The sequence below is a fragment of the Alkalimonas collagenimarina genome, from assembly GCF_030717845.1.
GTDB lineage: Bacteria > Pseudomonadota > Gammaproteobacteria > Enterobacterales > Alteromonadaceae > Alkalimonas > Alkalimonas collagenimarina.
Genome location: NZ_JAUZVZ010000011.1, coordinates 1 through 25,600 on the forward strand (window position 1 = coordinate 1; position 25,600 = coordinate 25,600).

20 protein-coding genes are annotated in these 25,600 nt (G+C 45.1%); 13 read left to right on the plus strand and 7 right to left on the minus strand.

From position 1 onward, the window contains the following. Nucleotides 1–160: 160 nt before the first annotated feature. The 3 genes from prsR to Q3O60_RS09085 form a co-directional block, all read right to left on the minus strand. On the minus strand, nt 161–1,525 hold the full coding sequence (gene prsR / locus Q3O60_RS09075; protein WP_305893606.1) for a PEP-CTERM-box response regulator transcription factor: 1,365 nt from the start codon (nt 1,523–1,525) through the stop codon (nt 161–163). 70 nt (nt 1,526–1,595) lie between these two features. Beyond that, a complete protein-coding gene (gene prsK / locus Q3O60_RS09080; RefSeq protein ID WP_305893607.1) occupies nt 1,596–3,623 on the minus strand; it encodes an XrtA/PEP-CTERM system histidine kinase PrsK in 2,028 nt (675 codons plus the stop codon). 14 nt (nt 3,624–3,637) lie between these two features. Next, nucleotides 3,638–4,381, minus strand: a complete 744-nt coding sequence (locus Q3O60_RS09085) for a S1 family peptidase (RefSeq protein ID WP_369812654.1) — start codon at nt 4,379–4,381, stop codon at nt 3,638–3,640. 120 nt (nt 4,382–4,501) lie between these two features. On the opposite strand from Q3O60_RS09085, the gene Q3O60_RS09090 reads away from it, so the two are divergent. From Q3O60_RS09090 to Q3O60_RS09115, 6 genes are all read left to right on the plus strand, one after another. Continuing rightward, nucleotides 4,502–5,344: a patatin-like phospholipase family protein gene (locus Q3O60_RS09090; protein WP_305893609.1), complete on the plus strand. Its 843-nt coding sequence runs from the start codon at nt 4,502–4,504 to the stop codon at nt 5,342–5,344. A 56-nt stretch (nt 5,345–5,400) separates the two neighbouring features. Further along, on the plus strand, nt 5,401–6,294 hold the full coding sequence (locus Q3O60_RS09095) for a PEP-CTERM/exosortase system-associated acyltransferase (protein WP_305893610.1): 894 nt from the start codon (nt 5,401–5,403) through the stop codon (nt 6,292–6,294). A gap of 44 nt (nt 6,295–6,338) precedes the next feature. Continuing rightward, nucleotides 6,339–7,211 carry a ThiF family adenylyltransferase gene (locus Q3O60_RS09100; RefSeq protein ID WP_305893611.1) on the plus strand — a complete coding sequence of 291 codons (873 nt, stop codon included), beginning with the start codon at nt 6,339–6,341 and terminating at the stop codon, nt 7,209–7,211. Between the two features lie 144 nt (nt 7,212–7,355). After that, complete coding sequence (locus tag Q3O60_RS09105) at nt 7,356–8,159, plus strand: PEP-CTERM sorting domain-containing protein (protein ID WP_305893612.1); 804 nt, start codon at nt 7,356–7,358, stop codon at nt 8,157–8,159. A 97-nt stretch (nt 8,160–8,256) separates the two neighbouring features. After that, nucleotides 8,257–9,015: a PEP-CTERM/exosortase system-associated acyltransferase gene (locus Q3O60_RS09110; protein WP_305893613.1), complete on the plus strand. Its 759-nt coding sequence runs from the start codon at nt 8,257–8,259 to the stop codon at nt 9,013–9,015. 34 nt (nt 9,016–9,049) lie between these two features. After that, complete coding sequence (locus Q3O60_RS09115) at nt 9,050–9,820, plus strand: PEP-CTERM/exosortase system-associated acyltransferase (protein WP_305893614.1); 771 nt, start codon at nt 9,050–9,052, stop codon at nt 9,818–9,820. A gap of 80 nt (nt 9,821–9,900) precedes the next feature. Here Q3O60_RS09115 and prsT read toward each other — a convergent pair whose 3' ends face one another. The 3 genes from prsT to xrt are packed head-to-tail and all read right to left on the minus strand — an operon-like array spanning nt 9,901 to nt 15,435. Further along, a complete protein-coding gene (prsT, locus tag Q3O60_RS09120) occupies nt 9,901–12,657 on the minus strand; it encodes an XrtA/PEP-CTERM system TPR-repeat protein PrsT (RefSeq protein ID WP_305893615.1) in 2,757 nt (918 codons plus the stop codon). Nucleotides 12,658–12,681: 24 nt separating this feature from the next. Continuing rightward, a complete protein-coding gene (gene wecC, locus Q3O60_RS09125; RefSeq protein ID WP_305893616.1) occupies nt 12,682–13,926 on the minus strand; it encodes a UDP-N-acetyl-D-mannosamine dehydrogenase in 1,245 nt (414 codons plus the stop codon). 30 nt (nt 13,927–13,956) lie between these two features. After that, the gene (gene xrt / locus Q3O60_RS09130; protein WP_305893617.1) at nt 13,957–15,435 is read right to left on the minus strand and encodes an exosortase; all 1,479 of its coding nucleotides are present in this window, start codon (nt 15,433–15,435) and stop codon (nt 13,957–13,959) included. 267 nt (nt 15,436–15,702) lie between these two features. Here xrt and Q3O60_RS09135 point away from each other — a divergent pair, with 267 nt between their 5' ends. The 7 genes from Q3O60_RS09135 (at nt 15,703) to Q3O60_RS09165 (ending at nt 24,189) form a co-directional block, all read left to right on the plus strand. After that, nucleotides 15,703–16,902 (plus strand): YfiM family lipoprotein, encoded by a 1,200-nt coding sequence (locus Q3O60_RS09135; protein WP_305893618.1) that lies wholly within the window; start codon nt 15,703–15,705, stop codon nt 16,900–16,902. 46 nt (nt 16,903–16,948) lie between these two features. Further along, nucleotides 16,949–18,088 carry a non-hydrolyzing UDP-N-acetylglucosamine 2-epimerase gene (gene wecB / locus Q3O60_RS09140; protein WP_305893619.1) on the plus strand — a complete coding sequence of 380 codons (1,140 nt, stop codon included), beginning with the start codon at nt 16,949–16,951 and terminating at the stop codon, nt 18,086–18,088. 41 nt (nt 18,089–18,129) lie between these two features. After that, nucleotides 18,130–19,416, plus strand: coding sequence for a Vi polysaccharide biosynthesis UDP-N-acetylglucosamine C-6 dehydrogenase TviB (tviB, locus tag Q3O60_RS09145; RefSeq protein ID WP_305893620.1), 1,287 nt, complete (start codon nt 18,130–18,132; stop codon nt 19,414–19,416). Between the two features lie 19 nt (nt 19,417–19,435). Beyond that, nucleotides 19,436–20,455: an NAD-dependent epimerase/dehydratase family protein gene (locus Q3O60_RS09150; protein WP_305893621.1), complete on the plus strand. Its 1,020-nt coding sequence runs from the start codon at nt 19,436–19,438 to the stop codon at nt 20,453–20,455. A 131-nt stretch (nt 20,456–20,586) separates the two neighbouring features. Then, complete coding sequence (locus Q3O60_RS09155) at nt 20,587–21,945, plus strand: alkaline phosphatase family protein (RefSeq protein ID WP_305893622.1); 1,359 nt, start codon at nt 20,587–20,589, stop codon at nt 21,943–21,945. A gap of 30 nt (nt 21,946–21,975) precedes the next feature. Then, nucleotides 21,976–23,031, plus strand: coding sequence for a glycosyltransferase (locus Q3O60_RS09160; protein WP_305893623.1), 1,056 nt, complete (start codon nt 21,976–21,978; stop codon nt 23,029–23,031). Nucleotides 23,032–23,076: 45 nt separating this feature from the next. Further along, nucleotides 23,077–24,189 carry an acyltransferase family protein gene (locus Q3O60_RS09165; RefSeq protein ID WP_305893624.1) on the plus strand — a complete coding sequence of 371 codons (1,113 nt, stop codon included), beginning with the start codon at nt 23,077–23,079 and terminating at the stop codon, nt 24,187–24,189. A gap of 241 nt (nt 24,190–24,430) precedes the next feature. Here Q3O60_RS09165 and Q3O60_RS09170 read toward each other — a convergent pair whose 3' ends face one another. After that, nucleotides 24,431–25,549: an acyltransferase family protein gene (locus tag Q3O60_RS09170; RefSeq protein ID WP_305893625.1), complete on the minus strand. Its 1,119-nt coding sequence runs from the start codon at nt 25,547–25,549 to the stop codon at nt 24,431–24,433. Between the last annotated feature and the right edge of the window lie 51 nt (nt 25,550–25,600).

Consider the following 25,600-nt stretch of genomic DNA (forward strand, 5'->3'; position numbering starts at 1 on the left):
CGCCAGCTGGCGGGTTTTTTTATCATTGATAAATCCTAAATCGGAGACTCTATCATTAGTGATTAAACATTAAACATTAAACATTAAACATTAAACATTAAACATTAAACATTAAACATTAAACATTAAACATTAAACATTAAACATTAAACATTCAACACTAGTCACTAGTCACTTCGTTGTTACGCAAATCCAGCATGCGGTACTTATCGATCAATGAATACAGAGTAGGGCGGGTAACACCCAGCTGATCGGCCGTTTTGGATAAGTTGCCATTGCTCAAGGCAAAGGCTTCGCGAATAGCTTGTGTTTCTGCGTCTTCCCGCACTTTTCGCAGGGTTCTGGGAGCACTCGATTCCTGATTCGCTTGCAGGCCAAGATCTTCGGAGGTGATTTGTTTGCTGTCGGCTAAAATGACGGCTGATTTGAGCTTGTTTTGTAGTTCGCGAATATTGCCCGGCCAGCGGTGGCTCAATAACGACTGAATGGCATCTTCAGAAAACGTATGCACCTGAGTTTTAAACTCTTGATTAAACTTATGCAGCAAGGCCTTCGCGATGATCACCACATCATGGCCACGGTCACGTAGTGGTGGGATAAACAAAGTCATTTCACTGATACGGTAATACAAATCTTCTCTGAACGTTTGCTCAGCAACCATATCGGCCAGATTGCGGTGGGTGGCGCAGATCACACGTACATCCACTTCTATCACCTGACGGCCGCCCAGACGCTCTATGACACGCTCTTGCAAAAAACGCAGCATCTTTGCTTGCAAACTAAGTGGCATATCACCGATTTCATCCAGCAACAGCGTACCGCCGCTGGCGCATTCAATTTTACCCAGGGTGGTTTTGTTGGCACCGGTAAAGGCGCCCTTTTCGTAACCAAACAGCTCGCTTTCCAACAGGTTCTCAGGAATAGACGCACAGTTAATAGCAACAAAAGGTTTATCAACACGAGGACTCTGCTTGTGAATGCTACGGGCAAAGACCTCTTTGCCCGTGCCACTCTCGCCTTGCAATAAGGTGGTGATCTCCGTCGGTGCAATTTTCTCGACCATGCGGCAGGCTTTTAAAATACTATCGCTGTTGCCGATAATATCTTGCTGATGCAAACCTGAGCTACGCAGGCTTTGATTTTCTTGCTCTAGCGCGGTTAACTTAAAAGCTCTGGCGAGGATAACGTTCAACACATCCGGATCAATCGGCTTTTGGTAGTAGTCGTAGGCACCTAAATTAATGGCTTTGAGTGCATGCTCTTTATCAGTGCTGCCAGTGATGATGATAATTTTGCAGTCAGGGTGTATGGCCAGAATATCGGTTAAACAAGCCAAGCCTTCAGACGCATTGCTGGCATCAGGCGGTAGCCCAAGATCAAGCGTGACCACGGCAGGTTCGTGCCGTCTCACTTGAGTCAGGGCTGAACTGCGGTCTTCAGCGAATACCAGTTCATAATCTGGCAGGCTCCATTTCAGCTGCTTCTGAATACCGAGGTCATCTTCAACAATTAATAATGTTTTCATGGCACAATCCTTGTCTTCATTGTTCTTATGAAGGTGCTTGATCTATTTCAGCACTAAAACTGAACAGATTCTAGTTTAATGGAAGTTGCATGGTAAAGGTAGTCCCCACACCCGCTTGGCTTTCGACCTGCAATTGCCCCCCCAACTGCTGAGCAAACAGCAATGCATCGTAAGCTCCTATCCCCATGCCAGCATTTCCCTTGGTCGAATCAAAAGGCTTAAACAGCCGGTGCTCGATAAAGTCCTGACTCATGCCACAACCGGTATCTTGTATTTTTAAAATCATAAAGCTGTCGTCATGCGATAAGTGCAGTTGAACTTGCCCATCTGATTGAGTTGCGTACTGGGCATTATCAATAAGATGAAACAATACATTGCTAAACCGCTCTTTATCGAGTGATAGCCTTGAGTCATGCTCAACCATCAGTTCAGGCAGTGGGAGCTGCCCTTTACAGCGCTCATTGATCAGTTGCTGTATCACAGCAGCCACATTGATACGTGAGCCCTGATCCTCGGTACGCTCTTTATTCATCAACTGGGCCAGCATCTTATGCATGCGGCTTTGAGTAGCTGCCATGGTATCAAAGGCATCGGCAATAAACTCGGGGTTATCGCGATGCTTTTCAGCATTTTTAAGCAGTAGATCAAGTTGGGCTTTGATATTTTTTAAATCATGCACCACAAAAGCAGACATTCGGTTAAAAGCAGCAAATTGGGCGTTTTCCATCAGCTTGTGGCTGGCTTCCAGTAAAAACAGATAGCTGGCAATTTGTTCCGTCACAGCAATGAGGTAATCACGCAATTCCCAATTCAATTTCAACTGCAAATTGCTTTCGGCATTCATTAAACACAAACCCCACAAGCCTTCTTTAGAGCGAATAGGGATGATGAGCTGAGTATTGATGTTCTTTATAGAGAACGACAAACTTTGTACAAAGGGATCATTGGGTTGTTTCAGATCGATCATCCAGTTGCTATCGGGAAACTCTGTTCTGTAGTGCTCTAAAATAGCATGCTCGTGCGGTGTGAGTGCCTCACGATTGCTTAACGCCAGTACATGCAAGTGTTGTTGGTTCACACGGATCAAAGCGCCTCTGGTGTAGCCAACCGCCTGCAACCAAGTCATAAGGCACTGTTGATGCACATCGTCTTTATTGACATCTATTTGCCGCAAGCGATGCGTGAGTTCCAGCCATTTAACCCGGTAATCGAAGGTATTCTCGAAAAAGTTTTTTTCAATAAAGACTTTTAAACGGCGGCGAATTGCTTCTGACAAGACCAAAGCCGCTAAAATAGCAAAGCCCAGTACCACGAAAACAGCTTGCAGTAATTGCGACCAGGTTCCGCCACTAAGGCGGATGTAAAAACCAGCCAGAGCCAACAAACACAAATAGACACCAGCACCTAATACCAGTGAGCTTTGCAGAACAATATCCCGCGAGATATAGACACGGATATTCCAGGCTTTAATGCGGCGTACTGAGATCACCAGCAGCGGTATCATTAAGACATGAATAAAGCCTCGTGTAGCCCAGAGCTCATTATCTATGCGTTGAAATAAGGTGGCTTCTGCCAATAAGACAAAATCAAATAACACACAAATACTAAGCGCAAAAATCAGCGGTTTAAATTGCCAGCGAGCCTCACCAGCTTTTCGGTATAAGGCCTCGAGCAAAGCCAGTACAAAAATCGTCAATAAAAGCTGACCACTGACCTGACTGTTCAACGAAATCAGGCCATATTGTGCGGTTAAGGTCCAAACGAGCATTGCTAAGCCGCTCAGCCAGACCGCTTTTCGCCTTAAAAAACTCGTTAATGAGTTTTGACTGATGTGCAAAGCGGCGTACAAAAATAGCATGATCAATAGCAGGCGAATGTTTTCCAGCCAAATGGATACCAAAGATTGATAGGGAATGATTGAAAAAGCGGCATAACTGAACGCCCAACAAGCAGTTGCTAATGAAAATGCCATCAACAAACTTCGCGGGACATTGCGGACTTTAACCGTTAATAACAGAGCAAAGAAGAAAAGATAGCCTGCCGTAGCTAAGCCAAAGCCAATTCTATCCAGTGCCAGCTGGCTCCAAAAATCGGTCATGATGATCCCTGTGCTTACGGCTGTTGCAGCAACTCACGAACATGTCGGACTGGAATGGCGTAACTGATCCCGCTGGGATCACTTAATACCGCTTCTCTGGTGGTTTTAACATGCACCATATTAATCACGCCCACGACCTTGCCGGTATTGACATTGAGCAGTGGGCTACCGCTATTACCAGGATAGGCCGTCGCATCCAACTGATAGATTAAATAGGGCTCGCGCAACTGACGGAGCGCTTGAATGTTTAAATCTCTGGAGTTATCGGCTGGAATCGCTATCGGCGTCACAGCCGCGATAATGCCTTGATGGGTGGCGGGGTACAGCCCTAAAACACTTGAAATAGGAAAGCCGGTAAAGGCAATATGCGTGCCTTCGGCAGTGTATGTATTATCATCTGCCAATGGCAAGGCGGGTAATGCCTGCTCAATCTCCATGATCGCCAAATCATACTGGGGTGCATTGCGACGATTGATCATGGGGTGGACGGTAATATTTTTAGCATTGCCAGATACCACGACATAGGCTTCTCGTCGGCTTTCGTCTAAAGCTCTGCCAATCACATGATAGTTTGTAACCACCTGCTTGCCGTTACCGACAACAAACCCAGTGCCGATAAATCGAATCCGGGGCGATGCTGTTGGGTTGTGTATGGCAATAGCCACCACAGAAGGCTTGATTTCGGGGATCAGCTCTACAAGGGCTGATGCTTGAAGTGAGCAACTAAAGAAGAGGATCCAACCAATTAGCAAACGCATTTTTATCATCCTTGGACTAAACTCATCGGGGTAAAGGCAGAATCGAACATCTCTGAGTGTATCGCATTGTGCCGTTTTTGCAAAAGCAGAACATCGCTACAGATCAAAAAGGATCGCATTATGCTTGTTCAGCCTCTCGAACGGGAAATCGTACCTATTTTTTCCGGTGGTGGTACCCGGTTATGCTGCTATATAGGTATATTGATGGCACTAAAAGAGATGAAGCTGTCTTTCAACCATTTAGTCGGTGTTTCAGGGGGGAGTATTATTGCAGCCCTCTATGCTGTTGGCTGGTCGATGGATGCAATGAAAAAACTGGCTATGGAAACGGATTTTAAGCAGTTTAAAGAGTTCTCATTCTGGTCATTGCTCAGAACTGGGGGGGTGTCGGACGGCAATCGATTTGAGCACTGGCTGGACGACAAATTAAAAGGCAAAACCTTTGCCGATGTCGAGTTGGATTTGCATGTACTCGCGACTGATATTAACGGCGGAGGGCCCGTTCTTTTTAATAAAAAGCTGACTCCACATATAAAAATCTCTCAAGCCATTCGTTACTCGATGTCGATCCCTTTGTTGTTTTCCTTTAAGAGCTTTGAAAGCCATATCATGGCTGATGGGGTGATCTTATCGGAGGATGCATTGCATCAGAATTGGTCGGGCCGGCAAGTACCCGCCGTTTGTTTTCGCCTGAAAAGCGATTCAGAAGATCGTCCGGTTATAAAAAATAGATACTTCCCTTTGGTGTCCTACATCAACATGTTGATCCAAACCTTTATGAATGCCGTGTCTCGTGAATATGTTCATGCTGAGTATTGGCATAATACGGTACTGATTAATACCGGCGATGTATCTTCGGTCGATTTCAGTTTGCCGCTGGAAACCAAGCTGCAGCTATTACGTTTGGGCTACGAAACGACAATGCAGGTGATTCCATTAAAATTAAACTGGCTTCGCAACTAAACTACAGCCATACTAAAGATTAGCTGAACTAACACTGAACATCCGATGATAGCACCATGAAAAAATTGAGAACTCTTGCAGAGAAGCCGATTATTGGTGGCGTTGTAAAAAGGGCTATGACTTCATTGGCAAGCAATGATGCTAAGGTGATCTCCCGGCATTTCTCGCAGTATCTGCGGCCACAAATTGCTACCGACGATGATTTAAAGCATGAAGTGTATCGTTTGCGGCATCAGGTTTATTGTGAAGAGCTACATTTTGAAGATGTAAAAGAAAGCCATGAAGAGTGCGATGAGTTTGATGACCGCGCTATTCATTGCTTTGTACGGCATCTTGGCTCTAAGAACCTTGCAGGCACCGTCCGGCTCATTGGCTCGAATAGCCCGCACGAGTTATTACCGCTGGAACAATTTTGCGGTGAAGCCATTGACCATCCTGAATTATCTCCGGCAAATTTCCCGCGCCACTCCATTTGTGAGATATCCCGGTTGGCCGTGCCGGAGAACTTCCGTAAACGTGCAATCGATCAGTTCAAAGGGGCAGCTACAGGTGCCATCAACGAGCAAGTTTTTTCTGAAACTGAACTACGTTGTTTTCCTTACATTGCCATCTGTCTTTATTTGGCGGCAACGGCTATGGCTATGCAAACGAAACGCTACCATGGTTTTGTTATGATGGAGCCACGGCTAGCACGAAGTCTGACCTTTGTGGGTATAAAGTTTCAGCCGATAGGAAAAGTCATCGAGTTTCATGGTAAACGAGCGCCTTATTACATTGATGCACGTGAGCTAAGAAATAATCTTAGCTCGGGCTATTTAAAATTATTGGAATCTGTAGAGCATGATTTGATATTATCTGGCGGCTTAAAGCCACCGACTGCCTCGCAAAGTAAAGGGCAGGATCCAACTTTACAGTCAATAAATTATCGGCAGCATCCATCAACTAACTAGCTTTAATTTGATTGTCATCTTTTCGGCAATTCGACGAGGCATTCATGTTTAATTACCAACAAGCATTTTCACGCAATATTGGCTGGGTTACAGAGCAAGAGCAGCAAAAGTTGCGTCAGGCCAAAGTGGCTATTGCCGGAGCAGGAGGTGTTGGTAGTGCCCATTTGCTTACCTTAACGCGGTTGGGGATCAGCCACTTCAATATCTCTGATTTTGATCAGTTCGAAGTACACAATTTTAATCGTCAGGCAGGGGCCATGATGTCGACGATTGATCAAGATAAAGTCGAAGTGATGGAGCGGCTAGCGAAAGATATCAATCCTGAGCTAACCATCAACAGTTATCCCGAAGGCATCGATGAGTCGAACGTTGAAGCTTTTCTGGATGGTGTCGACTTGTATGTGGATAGCCTGGATTTTTTCGCTTTGTCAGCCCGCAAGCTGGTTTTTGCCGTCTGTACGCGAAAGAAAATCCCTATTGTTACCGCTGCACCGCTTGGTATGGGCAGTGCTGTGTTGTGTTTTATGCCTGGCCAAATGGATTATGAGCAGTACTTTTGTTTTGAAGGTCGCTCCGAACTGGATCAGTACATTCAATTTTTAATTGGTTTATCGCCCTCCATGCTACAAATGCCCTACTTGGTCGATAAAAGCAGGGTAGACTTCAAAGCCCGAAAGGGGCCTTCCACCATTATGGGTGTGCAGTTATGCGCTGGCATGGCATCCACCTTTGCATTAAAAATTTTGCTTGGTCGTGGCGATGTCATCGCTGCGCCTTATGGCCTGCATTTTGATGCCTATCGCAATAAGCTGAAAAAGACCTGGCGTCCCTTTGGTAATAGGGGATTACTTCCACGGTTGATGTTTGCTATCGCCAAAAGAGTGGTCACCAAAGAGCAAGCCGTAAAAAGCGTCTGATTTTTTTACACATGGCTTTAGCCTGACTTTTTGAAGATGTGTAAGCCATTGATTTTTAATGGGTAAAAAAATATTAATTAGTTGGCACGGCTCGTGCATTCTTAATCGTAACAATGGTTTTCATGTTCGATTAAGGAAATAGAAATGAAAAAATTAGCATTAGCAATCGCAGCAACAAGTGTACTTGGCATGGGCGCCGCTCAAGCCACTCAAATTCAGATTGATGCATCAGGTATACTTGGTGCAGTTGCAGGTACTTACCAAACTGATTACTTTAACCGTATGACGTTTAATACCTTTAGCCCAACATCAACCTATATTGATGATGACGGTGTTGCAGGTGTAACTACAGGCGATACAGTATTAGATTCTGGTTTTGCCACGGTTGGTAACCTGAATCCATTATCTTTCCCAGGAAGCAACTTCGGTGGTTTTGGTTCCGTTTGGGGCATGAACGTTGATTGGGAACTTGAAGGTGTAACTCAGGTCGTTGGCGCAGACTTCCTTGGTGTTTTCAACAGCGGAACCGTAAACTTCAATATCTGTGATGCAATGAATGTCTGTACTACTGCATTATCACTTGATGTTATTGGTTCAAGCTTAGGTGTGCCAGGTGGAGGCTCAGTAGGTATCGAAGTCTTTGGCCGTGTGACCTTTGCTTACGCAGAAACCTTTTATGATGAGTTTGGTCGTGACTTCGCTCAGACACTGCTTGATTCAGAAATCATTTGGGGCTTTGCCAACAGCGATATCTTTGGTATTGGTAATGTGCCAGAATTTGCTGGTGTAAATGATGATGGTTTTGATACCTACACTCGTACAACTACTTTGCCTTCAGTTGACGTCTCGTTTCAGGTACCAGAGCCAACTTCAGTAGCTATCTTAGGTGTTGGTTTGTTGGGCATGGGCTTCGCAGCTCGTCGTCGTCGCAACAACAAAGCTGCTTAATTTTATCAGCTTCACTCGTTGATTAAAAAGCCAGTCCTTGTGACTGGTTTTTTATTGAGTAAAATTCAATGTGACCCAACTGAAGAGCGGTCGTTTTATGGCGCAGCCCCCTATTAATCAGCATTTTTTCCAATACTTTGATGTACTGATTGCAAATAGCCTCGAGTTAAAACAAGAAGCCTATGCCATTCGCTATCAAGTCTATTGTGAAGAATTAGGCTTTGAGGATAAAACCTTTTTTATAAGACAATTGGAGCTGGACGATTTTGATTTGCATTCGGTACACTTTTTAATTCGTCATAAAGCTTCCGGGCAATTTGCTGGCACAGTCCGGCTTATCTTACCTCGCGATCCTATTTTACACAGCGATCAGCTGTTACCGATCGAGCACTACTGCAAGACGATACTACATCCTAGTACTGAGCACCTTTATTTGTCGGCGCGACGCTGTGCTGAGGTATCGCGTTTAGCCGTGCGAGCTGAGTTCAGGCGGCGGCCCGATGAGCAGTACAAGACCCATGTTTCAGTTATTCCTCAAGAATGGGACCCAAGGTGTTTTCCTTTTATTTCAGTTGGGTTATATTTATCCATAGCGGCTTACTTTGTTGAATCAACTGAGTTAGAATCTGTGATGGCACTTATGGAGCCAAGGCTAGCACGGCATTTATCCCGTGTTGGCATTTATTTTAATCAAGTGGGTAGTGTGATTGATTTTAACGGTCAACGAGCCCCATTTGTCGTGGAAAAGGCAAGCCTGATTGCCAACCTCAAGGATGATATTCGAGTACTTTTTGAACATATTCGCCAAGGTGTTCAATGTTCACTGAATACACAGTCACAACAATCATTTAGATAAGATATAAAATAAAGACTGTGAGCAGTTTTATCGTTTGAGGGGACGATTTATTAATAATTTCTTCGATTATTTTGAACTGGTGTTTGCCGATTCACCAGCCTTAAAGCGTGAAGTTTATAAAATCCGTTATCAGGTGTACTGTGAAGAGCTGGGCTATGAAGATGTCACTCAGTTCAAGCAACCTCTGGAGCGCGATCCATTTGATACGCACGCTCAACATTTCCTGATACGCCATCGCCGCAGCGGTTTATGTGCAGGTACGGCACGTTGCGTACTGCCTTTTGATGAGTTTGCTCACAAACAGCGGTTACCGTCAGAAGTCTTTTGCCAAAACGCATTGAACGAGCAAATCATTACGCCTATTGGTTTACGCCGTGGTGATTACTCCGAGGTATCCCGCATTGCAATACGAGCCGAGTTTCGACGCCGTATAACGCTTGATCAACATGCTTACCTCGATCATCAGACTTATAACTTTAGCCAAGATGAGTTGAAGAGCTTTTCGCATATAGCGACTTGCCTGTATTTTGCTTTGGCTGCGTATTTTTCACAACAAGACTCCATTCAGTATTTGATTGCTATGATGGAACCTCGGCTGATGAAGCATCTAAATCGAACGGGCATCTACTTTCAATCGGCGGGAGATATGATTGACTATCATGGTATCCGCATGCCGTTCATTTTGTATAAGGATGATCTAATCGCCAATATAAAGCCATTGTTCAAGCCTTTTTTTGATCATGTCAGTGAGCAAGTTGCTGCCGAATTAAACGCCGCAGAACCACTCGCACTTGAAATAGCCTAATAGGTTTCAGTATCCGTTATGAGGTATAAAAAAGGGAAGATGTCACCATCTTCCCTTTGCTGTGCTTCCTGTTCTAATGTTTAGGGTAGTTGATTTTGTAGCTCAGTGCGGCGGCTGATGACTTTTGGATCATCACTCTGTATGTCTGCCAGAACCTGCCGTGCTTTGTCATGCTGTTGCGTTTTACTCAGTGCCTCTGCATAGTTCAATTGTACTTCCGGGTGTTCCGGCCGGGTACTTAATGACTTCTCAAATTGCTGCAAGGCATCCTGATGCTGACCAAGCATCAGTAAAATTTTGCCGTAGGTATCCAAAATATCAGGATGGTTTGGCATCAGTTCAATCGCTCGCTCTGCGTATGGCTTAGCTTCCTCTGCTTTGCCGTTGTCTGCTAACAGCCAGGCATAGTTGTTCAATGCGACAATGTTATTAGGCTCTTCAGCCAGCAATTGCTGATACATCGACATCGATTGCTCAGTATCGGAGCTCAGTAGTAAATTGGCATGATAGGTTTGCAGGTTGTGATCCGGACCATGTTGGCTGATGTGCTGCTCAATAAAATCTTTTGCATGCTGTTCGGATTGAAGTTGAGCCAGAAGATCTGCGATAAACAAAGCTGTCGTTGCACTTGGCTCATTAGCATAGCTTGCCTGAAATGCTTGCAGAGATGCTGACATATTGTTGTTCATTAATTCTAACCGGCCTTTAATAAACTGAATATTCGCACTCTGCAGCTGCTCTGCAGGTAAATTATTAATAATGGCCAGTGCTTGGTCTGGTCGTTGCAACTGAGCCAATAACGAAACCTGAGCCGCTACTAATTGGCGATTACCTGGATGAAGTTGCACTAACTCATTAACCAATTTCAAGGCACTATCAAACTCCTGATTTACTGTCAGTGCATTGGCATAGGCATAACCAGCCTGAATATCCTGTGGCGCCTGACGGTACCAGCGCTCTGCTATACGGACAGCAGCCGAAGCACGGTTAATACGTTGGTGGGCTTCAATGAGGATTAAATGATGCATGGCCGGTAAGGTTTGTCCTGATGTGCTGACATCATTCAGTAGCTCAACGGTGAGGGTATAGTCCTCTTGATCATGCGCCACCCGGGCTCGCATCAACCGGGCAGGGTAGACTTGCTCGTTACTTTTAAAGAGCTGCTCAATCCGGCGGGTTGCATCAGTCGTATCCCCATCAAGACGGCTAACAATATAGTATTGCTCTAAGCCAGCTAAGTAGGTCGGGTGGATATCTAACATAGTGACTAATTGCTGCTTAGCTGCTGCTTGCTCACCTTGCTGCATTTTCACCATCGCTTGCAGTAATGATGAAAAGGGGTTGTTTGGTTTGATGCTTAACGCTTGATTGGTCAGCTCCATGGCAGGAGCCATCTCACGTCGCAAAAAGTGAGTGTAGGCTTTTAGGTTGTAACCAGCGACTTCCATTTCAGGATCTTGCAACCAGCCATCGGCTAAATCGGATGCTTTTTCAAACTCACCTTGTTGCAAATAAGTCATAGCCAGCACTAATCGAGTTTGGTTAATGCTTGGGTCCAGCTCTAATGCTTGTTCTAAGTCACGGATCCCTGCATCACGCTGGCTTTCAATACCAAGCTTAATGGTACCTAAAGTCGTCAGGCTGGATGCATCTTGTGCGTGCTGTTGCTGATAATTACTAATCAAATCCTGAGCCGTATCAATGGAACCGCGACGCACCAGCTCAAACGCAGTTGAAGCAATCAATTGCAAGTCTTGCTCATCCTCCGGCATTTCAGCCAGAATACTGCGTGCTTGTTCGGCATCGCCCGCTCTGAGCTGCAGCATAGCGTATAAACGTTGTGCTGCCGGGAACTGATGCAGTTGCTCTTTAATTGGTTCCAGATGGCCCATCGCCTGGGATTCTAATCCGAGCTGAACAGACGACAGGGCAGCAATAACTCTGGCTCTGGTCCCCACTAAACCATGACGGACGGCTTTTTCACTATGCATCTTGGCATTTTCAAAATCGTCCCGGGCAAATGTAATAATACTTTGCAAGTAGTTTGCCAGCGGTTGATCAGGAAACAAGCGCAATAATAACGTTAGATGTTTTTCACCTTCATCGAATTGATCGTTACGGACATAGGCTTGCGCTAAAAATAGTCGAGCCAGGTGGGCACTGGGTACCAACTCAATGTAGTGATTTAAGCTGGTAATCGCGTCAGATAAATTTTCATCACTTAGCTGAATTTTACCTTGCATAAACAGCGACTCAGCGTAGAGCTCACTATCGCTACCAATGGTCAGTAAACTACTCATGGCTTCTTCAGCATTCTGACTGGATAAATAGAGGAAAGCTTGCGCAAAAGCACTGACATCAGCTTCGGGAGAAGCAGCTAACTGCTCCAGGTGAACCATGGCTGCCGGCGTATCACCCAACTCCAATTCAGACAGCGCCCGGTAACTATCAAGCAGTGCTTGTGTCCGCGGGCTAAGCTCAGTAGAGTCAGTCAGCAATTGAATGACGGCTGAATGATTTGACAGCATGTAATGACTTTGGATGAGCGGCAAGGCAACATCTTCATGGGCAGTACCATACTCCAATGCTCGCTCTAACTCTCGCTCGGCTGATGTGATATCGCCGGCACCCATCAATGCCAGCCCCAGGGCCAGGCGAAAGCTGGCATTATCTGGATCTTGTTGCACTGCAGAACGAAGCTCTATTACCGCTGCACTGTATTGCTGGTTGGCCAGAAAGTTTTGGGCATCAAGGTAATGCTCAGCACTGTCTTTTTTGCCACATGCGGTGAGCATAGCCAGTATGGCCAAGCTTGGAATTAACCGTGTTGTTTTCATTGTTATCTCTCCTTAAGGAGGCAGTTAGCCAAAGAGGCCCCGGGTATCGATGACGACTTTAGCGGCAACGTCGCCTGACTTCAAAGATTTAAAGAGTTTATGATCGACCAACACCACCAGTATATGCGCTCGCTCTAACGCTTCATGCAAGCTGACCAACTGAGAGCTGTGTTGCTGATATTTTTTAGGCAGTGAGTGAATATTAGGCTCTACCCATAATACTTCGCCCACTTGCTGTTTTGTGAGCTCAACAGCTATATCCAGTGCAGGGCTTTCACGTAAATCATCAATATCTGCTTTAAATGATAAACCTAAGCAGGCGATCACGGGTTTTTTAAATTCATCTGCTGCTTTTTTGACTCGCTCAATCACATAGAGAGGCTTGCTATCATTGACTTCACGAGCCAAGCGTATCATTTTTGCTTGTTCTGGAGCAGAGTCGACAATAAACCAAGGGTCAACTGCAATGCAGTGACCACCGACACCCGGGCCCGGGTTTAAAATATTGACTCGCGGATGGCGGTTAGCCAGCTGAATTAAGTCCCATACATTGATTTTGAGATGATCACAGATCATTGAAAGTTCGTTGGCAAAGGCAATGTTAACATCCCGAAATGAGTTCTCGGTCAGTTTGGCCATTTCAGCGGTGCGAGCATCTGTGAGCAGGCACTCTCCACGGACAAACAATTGATACAACTCCATCGCTTTTTGCGCACAGCGCGAGCTGATACCACCGATGATGCGATCATTACTGACTAACTCTTGCAAAACCTGACCTGGTAAAACGCGCTCGGGACAATGAGCGATAAATACATCGGATTGGTCGGGGTTTTGGTGTGGCATGGTTAAATCCGGGCGAAGCTCGGATAACCATTGCGATATTTTTTCTGTGGTACCCACCGGAGAGGTAGACTCCAGAATAATCAAATTGCCTTTCTCAATAAAAGGCGCAATGGTATTGATAGCAGCTTCGATATAGCTTAAATCCGGCTTTTTATCGCCCTGGAAGGGGGTTGGTACTGCAATCATAAAGACATCGGCCGCTTCCGGCTCGGTTGATGCCTTCAACTTACCGGTAGATACTGCTGCCTGAACCAGCATATCCAAATCTGGCTCTACAATATGAATTTTACCTTGGTTTATGGTATCAACGGCATGTTGTGAGATATCAACACCGTGAACCTGCACTCCTCGTGAGGCAATAACAGCTGCTGTCGGCAGCCCAATGTAACCCAGCCCAATGACAGCAACCTTTGATAAACCCTGCATGAAACTGCTCCTTAAAAAAATATCATTTGTTTACCGAGCCATCTCTGGTGATGAAACCAGTTGAAGAACGGCTTTTTGTTCTGGCTCACAATCCGCTGTATCACAATAAATAAAATACCAGTATAACTCTGTCTGCTGATTCAGCAATAACGCTTGCTGCAGCCGCTTTAACCGAATGTTCATGCCAGATACAACCCGATGCGGGCCGACCTGATGCCAATAGTAGATCAGGCCAGGTTGGCCACTGGCTGATTGCACCCACAACCAGGCGCCATCGTGTTCGTTACGCTGGCGTTGTGTCCTCCAGCCATCCGGGACAACCTGATTTAGGTAGTAGTTTGAGCGCCGTGAATCATCGGTGCCACTAAAATGATAATGCTGAGCAAACACCCGGTGCTGTCCCACCATCCTTTGTTGATGAACATACTGATCAGATTGAAAAATACGCGGGCTTATCCCGGTGAAATCAGCACTTTGGGGCTTACTCTCCACCACAATTGCATGGATGGGGTAGCGTGGGGTCGTCTGGCTGATGATATTGGTAGTTAGTGTTGAAAACACGGCTAAAGGCAGCAATACCAACAGGTAATGGGGCCATTTTAATGCGGACACTGTGACTTGTGAGGCTGCTTTTTCAGGCGCAGTGTCACTATTTTCAGACGCAGCCTCACTATTCTGACTGGTATCACGGTCCAGAAAACTACCAAAATAAAACAGCAATGCAATAAAAGGCACGTACAGGTACCAGCCAAAGGTATTGTGGTCATCCATCAATGAGCTTTGCATATCGGTGTAGTCGCCAATCAGGATCAGCAACGCAATGCGGATCCAGTTGGTGATCATGGAGCCTATAATGGCCACCGTAAAGAACAGCACAATACTGCGTACGCGTTTAAGATTTAAAAACGAAAAAATGACACTTAAAGCCAGCGATACAATAAAATAACGTAACCCGCTACAACCATCGGCAATTTCAAAGGTGCCGGCTGGAATATAAACAAAATTACCTTCAACAAAGGTAGGCACATTTGTCCACTTCATTATCTCTGTGACGGCCACCACCGATATTTTTTGCAGCAGACCATTAATGGCCATCCAAATCGGCGTGATAAACCACAGTAAACTGGCAGGGACGATAACACTGGTTGATACACGAAACAGGCTTAACAGGGCAAAAATGACCACCAATGGCAGTAACAGGCGGCTCAGAATATTTTGTTGAGCCAGTTGCAGCAGTAAAAAGCACAGCAACGAACCTAAAAATAAAATGAAAAAAAGCGTATTCCAGCGTGGTATCAGTTCATGCTGTTTCGCCGCATTCCAATACAAATAAAGAATGACGAAGGGGATGAGATAGGCATGTGAGTATGTTCCGTCATCAAAACTGTAGGAGCGCAGATCAGATATGATGCTTGGGTTGGCAAGAAAGAACAACGCAAAAATAAGCGCGATGGGCAATAAAATAAAAACTGACTGCCGCAGTGGGAGGGCAGGATCCTTATGAGCCACAGTATTAATCCTTTAATAACTTCTTGAGCTAGGCTAAACTATTGCTTCTAAAAGGTCAATGCCAACCCTCGCTACCCTCTTAACAGCATTCAAAACAGAGAATAGACTGTCTGCGATTGTCTGGAGTTCGGGTTTTATTGCTCGGTGGTCATGTCATTATAAGATAGGCAAAAGACAGGGAGCTTTTCTGCCGTGGGAAAATTGCTATCAATCCTATTTAAGATCCTTCTTACAGTGTTGGTCCTGACCTTTATACTGTTATTGTTTATGATCCAGACTCAACCTCTGGTTTCATCCAGCCAAACGGTCACGCCTGAGGTTGCCAGCAATGCAGAACAATTAGCGACCCGGCTACGTCGGGCCTACCATCAAACCGAGTTTCAAATAACGTCCGATGAAGCCAATGCGCTAATTGCAATTGGCCGAAGGATATATCCCGAAGTACAAGGGCGCGTGAATATTGCCAATCATCAAATGATTGTCGCCATGAGTGCTCCTTTGTTTCAGCAGCGGCTCTACCTGAATGTCTCAGCTTTGGTGTTACCGTCCAAACAGGGACTTAAGCTCGATGAGGTTCGAATTGGACGTTTACGTTTACCCGGTTGGTTGGTGTTATCATCTGCAGAGCGAATAGGCAATCAATTGCTTAAGCCTGCCGGGGCGACTCAGTTGCGCGCAGCTATTCATGAAGTCACTTTTGAGCACGACACGCTGATTTTGCATTATCAAGTGCCGGAGCAATTACAGCTCAGCCAATTAAATCGGTTTAGGGAGCAGTGGCAGCCCTATGGCGATCCTGAACATATCCAACATTACTATCAAACTCTGGTTAATTCGCAATCAGGCGGTACGGCGCTTTCTGGTTATCTGGAAGTGCTTTTCAAAGAAGCCTCCAGGCGGTATCAGGATAATAATGGCTCGCGCTCGGCGATTGAAGAAAACCAGGCTGCTTTACTTGCACTTGCTGTTTTTTTTGGTTCCTCTAAGTTAGAACTGATATTAGGTGATGTACGAACTAAACAACCTGTTGCACAAAGCCGTCAACGGGTTACTTTAGCTGGCCGGCTGGATTTACAGCAGCATTTTGTCTATTCAGCCGCCATCAAAACACTCACCAATCGTGATATAGGTTTTTTAGCGGGTGAAATGAAAGAATTATTGGATACCAACCCCGGTGGCAGTGGCTTTAGCTTTGTGGATTTACTGGCGGATAAAGCCGGTGTGCGCTTCGCTGAAATTGCCCTGTATTCGGAAGCAACGGCCCGAGCACTTCAGCAGTTTATCGTGCAAAACGGTTTAACCGATGCAGAGCTATTGCCCGATTTTTCGCTATTTCCAGAAGGGATCCAATACGATACTTTCCGGGAAGACTTTGATACAATCGAATCCGAACAATATCAATTAATGCTGGCACAAATCAATCAAGCTTTGGCTGAGCTGCCTTTGTACCAGTTGGATTACAGGTAACGCCCCTACATTGTCGGTGGGCTCAGTTAACAAGGAAGCTGACGTTATGCTCAAAACTCTTACTGTATTTGGCACCCGGCCTGAAGCCATTAAAATGGCTCCGCTGGTAACCGCCCTGAATGCAGAGCCTCAAATTGACAACAAGGTCTGCGTGACTGGTCAGCACCGTGAGATGCTGGATCAGGTCTTGGCCTTATTCGATATTACTCCCGACTTTGATCTCAATATTATGAAACCCGGGCAAGACTTGTTTGATGTCACTATCCATATTCTGGAGCGCATCAAAGCCGTATTGCGCGAGTTTAAGCCTGATTTGGTCTTGGTGCATGGCGATACCAGCACCACCTTTGCTACCGCTTTAGCCTGTTACTATGAAAAAATCCCGGTTGGCCATGTGGAAGCGGGCCTAAGAACCGGTAACCTCTACAGCCCGTGGCCAGAAGAAGCAAACCGTCAGCTGACCGGTGTGATTACCAAGCTGCATTTCGCACCAACAGAAAGCTCAAGACAAAACCTGTTGGCTGAAGGCAAAGCCGATGCATCCATAGTAGTGACCGGTAACACCGTAATAGACGCATTGTTGTCAGTGGTGGCTAAATTCGATCATTCACCGGAAGACTTTAGCGACCTGGCAACACGGTTACCTTGGGGCGGAAGTGATAAGCGCATGGTGCTGATTACCGGCCATCGCCGTGAGAGTTTTGGTTCTGGCTTTGAAAACATCTGCGCCGCGCTCAAAACATTGGCAGAAAAATACCCGGATTGTGATTTTGTCTACCCGGTGCACCTTAACCCCAATGTACGCGAACCTGTGTTTCGTTTGCTGGGCGAGCGCAGCAACATTCATCTGATTGAGCCACAGGATTATCTGCCATTTGTTTACCTGATGCGTCAATCACATCTGGTGCTGACCGACTCTGGTGGTATTCAGGAAGAAGCACCTTCACTGGGCAAGCCTGTACTGGTCATGCGTGAAACCACCGAGCGTCCAGAAGCGGTGACTGCAGGAACCGTTGTACTGGTTGGCACCGACGCAGATACCATTATTCACGAAGTATCGCGCTTGATGGATGATGAAAACTGGTATCAGCAGATGAGTGTGGCACACAACCCTTATGGCGATGGCAAAGCCTGCCAGCGCATTGTCGATGCCATTACGAAGCGGCAAACCAGCAACGCCATTTAATGTGCTAGCTTAATTAACTTTCGTCAGTATCAGGACACACTATGGACAGCGAATTCTTATTATCAGACGTTAAAATCGCCATTATCGGCCTCGGCTATGTTGGTCTGCCTCTGGCCGTCGAGTTCGGTAAAAAATACCCCACCATGGGTTTTGATATTCAGCCCAATCGTATCAAAGCGTTGCAACAGGGCATTGATCATACCCTTGAAGTGGATAAAGACGAACTGGCTGCGGCCAGCCTGCTTCGCTTCAGTAGCGATGCTGCAGACTTGCAGGCGGCAAACTTTTATATTGTGACGGTACCAACACCTATCGATCAGCATCGCCAACCTGACTTAACCCCGTTAATCAAAGCATCCGAAACGTTAGGTCGAGTGATCAAGCGCGGGGATATTGTGGTGTATGAATCTACCGTGTACCCCGGTGCAACCGAAGAGGATTGCATTCCGGTGATTGAGCGGATCTCTGGTTTACGCTTCAATCAAGACTTCTTTGCAGGTTACAGCCCTGAGCGAATTAATCCGGGCGATAAAGAGCATCGGGTCACCAGCATTAAGAAAGTCACTTCCGGCTCAACGCCCGAAATAGCCGAGTTTGTGGATCAAGTGTACGCCAGTATTATTACGGCCGGTACCTATAAAGCCAGTAGTATCAAGGTCGCAGAGGCGGCTAAAGTTATTGAAAATACCCAGCGTGATCTCAATATTGCTTTAGTGAATGAGTTAGCGGTGATTTTCAGCAAGTTAAATATTGATACCGAAGAAGTTTTACTGGCGGCAGGAACCAAATGGAATTTCCTACCGTTTCGGCCAGGCCTGGTTGGCGGGCACTGCATCGGGGTAGACCCCTATTATTTAACGCACAAAGCACAATCCATTGGTTACCACCCGGAAGTGATTTTGGCGGGGCGTCGTATCAACGATGGCATGCCTAAGTTTGTGGTGTCGTCGTTGGTGAAAACCATGCTGAAAAAGCGTATTCAGGTACAGGGTGCCCGGGTGCTGGTGCTGGGATTAACCTTCAAAGAAAACTGCCCGGATATTCGCAATACTAAAGTCATTGATGTGGTGCGGGAGTTAGAAGATTACGGCATGCTGCCCGATGTATTTGACCCCTGGGTGGCAGCAGATGAAGCGAAGCGTGAATACGGCATTGAATTGTGTAGTGAATTACAACCAACGACCTACGACGCAGTGATTCTGGCGGTGGCGCATCAGATCTTTAAAGACTATGGTACAGAAAAAATAGTGGGTTTTGCCAAAGAAAACCATGTGGTATATGACTTAAAGTACATGCTTGACCCGGCCCAGGTAGAGTTACGCTTTTAATAACAAGGATGGATTTCGGATGACACGTTACCAACAGGTACTGGATGAGTTAAAGCAACAACCAAAGCGTTGGTTAATCACTGGTTGTGCCGGTTTTATTGGTTCAAATTTACTGGAAGTTTTACTACGGCACGATCAAGTGGTCGTTGGTTTAGATAACTTTGCCACCGGTTTTCAGCGTAACCTGGATCAAGTGCAAGCACTGGTTACGGCAGAACAATGGCAACGCTTTCGGTTCATCGAGGGTGATATTTGCTCCGCAGATGACTGTAACCGGGCCTGCACCGATGTCGATTATGTGTTGCACCAGGCAGCTTTAGGCTCGGTGCCTCGTTCGATAGAAGATCCTGCCCGCACCAATGCAGCGAATATTAGCGGTTTTCTGAACGTACTGATCGCAGCCCGTGATGCAAAGGTCAGTGGCTTTGTTTATGCAGCCTCTAGCTCTACCTATGGCGACCATCCGGCGCTACCTAAAGTAGAAGCCAACATTGGCAAGCCATTGTCGCCTTACGCCGTCACCAAGTACGTCAACGAACTCTATGCCGATGTATTTTCCCGTACCTACCAGTTTCATAGTGCTGGTTTGCGCTACTTTAATGTATTTGGCCCACGACAAGACCCTAATGGGGCCTATGCTGCAGTGATTCCAAAATGGACGGCTGCGATGATAGCCGGTGATGATGTCGCCATTAATGGCGATGGCGAAACCAGCCGGGATTTCTGTTTTATCGCCAATGCCGTGCAAGCGAATATTCTGGCTGCTGTCACTCCACTAGAAAGCAGTGAAGTGTTTAACGTAGCGGTAGGGGATCGTACCACCTTAAATCAGCTGTTCTCCTCGATTAAGCAATGCTTACAGCAACAAGGAATTAGCTATCCGAAAGCAGCAGTGTATCGGGATTTTCGTGCCGGCGACGTGCGTCACTCACAGGCCGATATCAGCAAAGCACAGCAACAGCTGGGGTATCAGCCAGAGTTTCGGATTGGCCAAGGCCTGGAGCAGGCTATGCCGTGGTATATTGAATTGAATTCGTAACAGATATGACTTAGAACAAAAATTAGTCGTTTTGTTGATTAGGACAAGTGAACTTAGACTGATTTGATGTAGAATAGAGCAAGCTCTTTGTGGTCAGGGAAAGAGCAATTTGAATGACTAGGAGTTTAATTATGGATGATAGTAAAAAAGTAATTTTATTGGAGTTCAACGAACTTTGCCCCGAACTCCTCGAACGTTTTATGAAGTCGGGTGACTTGCCAAACTTTTCAAAGCTGTATCAAAGTGCTGATGTGTATGTGACTGACGCGAATTGTGAAACAGAGTATCTTGAACCCTGGATCCAATGGGTGACTTTGCACACCGGCTTACCTTTTGAAAAGCATCAGGTGTTTCGTTTGGGCCAAGCCCAAAACCTTAAACATGACTCCATCTGGGATGTATTGGCCAAGCACAATAAAACCAGTTGGTTGTGTGGCAGCATGAATACCAAATGGGATGCCGCTGACTCCAAAATTACCGCATTGCCAGATCCCTGGAGCATTGATGTGTTGGCTTCGCCTCATTCATTGCAGCCTTTTTATCAATTTGTCCGTGCCAACGTACAAGAGCACAGTAATACCAACTTTACGCTTTCAGCCGGTGATTACGTCCGGTTTTTCTGGTTTATGCTGCGACATGGCCTGAGCTTTAAAACCAGTAAAAAACTGGCAGCTATGCTGTGGAAGCAACTGACCAAAGCGGATGACCGCTGGAAAAAAGCTACCGTACTCGATTGGCTACAATTTGATGTGTTTAAGCATATTTATCAGCAGCAAAAACCGCACTTTGCGACCTTTTTCTCCAATAGCACCGCGCATTTTCAGCATAAATTCTGGCGTTACATGGAGCCAGAGAAGTTTCCATTGAAGCCAACCCAGGCTGAGATTGAAAAATATGGTGGTGCCGTGCTGCACGCTTACAAAAATCATGATGAATTAATCGGTGAAGTATTCAAAATGGCCGACAAAGATACTGTGGTCATTTTGTCGTCTGCACTTAGCCAGCAGCCCTATACATTGAAAGATGAAGAGGGCGGTAAGCGCTTTTACCGGCCGCATGACATGCAAAAGATTCCTGCAATGTTCGGTTTAACGGGGGTGCAAAAAGTCAGTCCGGTTATGTCGCATCAGTTCCACTTGCTCTGTGAGAGTGAGGCTGCAGCAAAAGATAACTTTGAGCGCTTACAAGCATTAACCTTTAATGATGGTCCACTGTTCTCATTGCGGTTGGAAGGTCATGATGTGTTTGGTGGTTGTCGCATCTATAAAGAGGTCGATCCGCAGGCAACGTTAGAGCTCAATGGTCGCACGCTGGATTTTCATGAAGTATTTTACCTGGCAGATAGCCTGAAAAGTGGCATGCATCACCCGCATGGTGTGTTTTGGGTATCTCAGCAAGGGCGAAGTCACCAACATAATGCTGAGCCTATTCCGTTGGAGCTGACTATGCCTAAAATTCTGCAGGAGTTTCAACTGCAGCCTCAGGACTAGACGGTATGCACACATGGATGTGAAAGTAGCATGAAAGTCTTACATGTAGTCAGTAGTCTGAATATGGGGGGGGCAGAACAGTTTGTGGTGGATATATCTGCTGCCATGAACCAACGACCCTCAGTCCAGGCTGATATCCTCAGCTTTGGTTGCTCGGATGATACACTTTGTCAGCGCTGTGCTGACCAAGGTATTACCATTCACCACGTGAACCAGACAAGTCGATTGCAGCAGTTTCTGCAGTTAAGGCGTCTGTTAAAGCGCTTCGATGCAGTACATATTCATAGCAGTCATTGCCTTTTTTCCATTCTATTGGCGTCCCTGTTTCAGCGTGATAGTCGGCTGTATTACACTCGCCATAACACAGTAGTGCATCGCTCGTTCAAGTGGAGGCTGATTTATCGGTTGGCATCCATTAGATTAAGCAACATTGTATTTATTGCCGATATTGCCAGACAAGACTTTTTGCGAACTTATCCCGCCTTTCAAGCAAAAAGCATATTAATTTACAACGGCATTCAACAGGTAGAAGCTCCCCGACCGGACCGAACCAATAACAGTGTCATCAGGCTAGGACAGGTGGGTCGTTTTGTGCCTTTAAAAGCACAAAAACTACTTATACAAGCACTTGCACAACTGACAGCTGACCAGCGACAGGCTTTTGAGGTCCATTTCTTTGGTGACGGGCCTCTGCTAGATGATTGTCGCCGACAAGCCGAACCCTTGCAGCAGGATATGTCTGTTACTTTCCATGGTTTGGAAATGGATAAATCCCGCATTTACCAAACGATTGATGTTTTGGTGGTAACCTCAGAGACAGAGGGCTTGTCGCTAGTTATGCTGGAAGCTCTGTCAGCAGGCTGTTTGGTAATCGCCACAGATGTGGGTGGTAACGCTGAGATTGTAGAGCATCAGAAGAGTGGTCTGCTATTCTTATACCCTGATGCAAATCAATTAAGTTGTTTGTTGCAACAATTATTAGCTGATAATCACTGGCATGCCTTGGTAAAAGCTGGTGAGCAAAGGTTTCACCGAATCTTTGAGCAAACAACGTGCATCAAAAGCTATTTGGCGCTTTATGCTTAGGTTTTGGTTTCTGAAAATAGACTACAACGGTGTTTAACGCTAAATATGAATACATCACTTTCAAATTTTGCATCTGGTAGGGATAACAACTTTAATCTAATCAGATTTATTGCTGCAACTGCTGTTTTGTTCAGTCATTGTTACCCATTATTTTATGGATCTAGTGGGTCGGACCCACTGAAAAGTTTAGTTGGGATTTCATTAGGAACAGTAGCTGTTGATTTGTTTTTTATCTCAAGTGGGTTTCTTATAGCAGGCAGCTTATTTAATCGAAAGAACTTAACTAACTTTGTAAAAGCGCGGGTTCTTAGGATTTACCCTGCTTTAGCTATTTGTCTGCTGCTCACCGTTTTAATTTTAGGACCTATCTTCACAACATTACCGCTTTCTCACTACTTTACCAATTCTCAGACGTACATTTATTTTTTTAAAAACCTAATTCTCTTTTTTGGGGAAGAAGCCACTCTTCCCGGAGTATTCGCAGGGCTACCGTGGCCGAACACTGTGAACGGCTCTTTGTGGACGCTCCCTTTTGAGGTTAGAGCATATGCACTTCTAGTTATTGTCGGCCTTTTACTTCATTTTTGTGAGATGAGGTGGATAAGGCTCCCAACGAAAGTAATCTATCTATTGATCCCAATAATTGGAATGGGGCTTTATCTCTTTAATCATTTTTATAAGATATTTCCGGTATGGTATTTTGGTTCTGAATATGCAAGGCTTTTTTCTATGTTCTTCATAGGTGTCGCCTACTATAAGTATCAAGAAAAGATACCTTTATCACATACACTGTTCGCTGTATCAGCAATACTGTTGTGTATATCTTCGCTACATAGTGACTCATTTTTTGTAGTTTATAATTTGAGTCTGTCATATGTATTATTTTACCTGGCATACGTTCCTACTGGTATTATCCGTAAATTTAACCAATACGGCGACTATTCATACGGAATTTACATCTATGCTTTTCCAGTCCAGCAAGCAGTAATGTATGTGAACCCTGATATCGTTTTTTTAAACTTCCTATGTGTTTCATTATTTATAACTTTTATTTTCGCCTACCTGTCTTGGCAATTCATAGAAGAAAGATCACTTAAGCTGAAAAGTAAAACCTTGAGGTTATTTAATAAGAAACAGGTATTTGAGCGAGGTCTTTGATGCTAGCCAATTGATTATCTTTAAAATGTTAGCGAAGTGAGTGCAAAGCCGACCAAAAGATCTGGATTTTGCAAGTCTTAAGTATTATTTGGGAGGGTGCTTTCGCCTTGATTTTTAACACCCGATTTAATTTCCCAAGAGCTGAATAATACAGAGCAGGCTCAGCGTAATACAGCATATTGGTAGAACCATCTCAGATTATGGCCTTGTCTTTGAGAGTAAGGCTGCATCTAGAAAGCAACTAGTCTCTTGTCACCTTAAGCCTATTCGAAAAAAATGCGATTAAGTTGCTTCTCTGGTTTTTAATTGGCTTTTCCAATACTAGTAGGCTGAAGATTGATACCAGTATAGTGACTGAAATAAATACAAGCATTCGGCATGACCAGCAATTTTCAAATATGCCAAAGTAGATCATCGTATTTAATACCAGCATATGGTACACAAACAACCCAAAAGAAATATCATTCCTTGCAAGGAATGTTTCTAAGCGATTAAACCAATATAGGCTACTTTTAGGAACAAAAGCAAGCTGGATAATCACGAGTGCCAAAACAGAAAACAGCAGTGGGTTGATGTCATTTCTTCCCCAGCGGAAGCCTAGTTCTCTTAAGCTGAAGAAAACAACGACATGAAGCATAAGCCATGGAAGCCAGTGTTTACTCAGGGATATAATCCTATTGAAATCTCGGCTGAATACATAACCTAGAACAAAGAAAAAGAGCCAGGGAATAATCGTTAAGAAGTGAATGACTTTCAACAGCATGTTTGGGTTTGTATTATGGAGATAGTGGAAAACCATATTAACCAAAGCGCAGGCTACTAATAATACATAAATACGATGAGGTTTATTTTGCTGCAGCCAAAGCTCATCTATTTTTTTTAAGACGGGTATTAGTAAGTAGAACTGTAGTATAACTGGAATAGCCCATAAGCTTCCGTTAAGCACCCCAGTGCCAATGTGGCTTAGAAACTCTGGGTGATAAACGAAGATAAAAGTCACTTGGCCAATACACCAAAAGAAAAAGTGTAGCCAGTTAACCTCCTGCAAAGGGAGCATCCCAGTGCTAAACAACAAAATGATACTTACCACAAAAGCCGCCCATAGCGGTGGGTAAATACGCAAAACGCGCTTTATAAAATATTCGGTAAAATTTGCACTATGAGCTGAGCTTAAACTGATCAAAAAACCACTGATAAAAAATAGAATAGGAACGCCTGGAAATAGCCATGTAAGCGTAGCAACAATATCAGAGTAGTCTGCCGGCGCGGTATTGAACTGACGAGAGTGGGAGAACACAATTGAAAAAGCAGCAAGATAGCGAAGCCATATAAAGTGGTTATCTCTTGGTACTGTATTCACGTGGGCATCCTTGAAGAGTTACAGAGCTTTTCCTTGTTAAATGCATTTTAC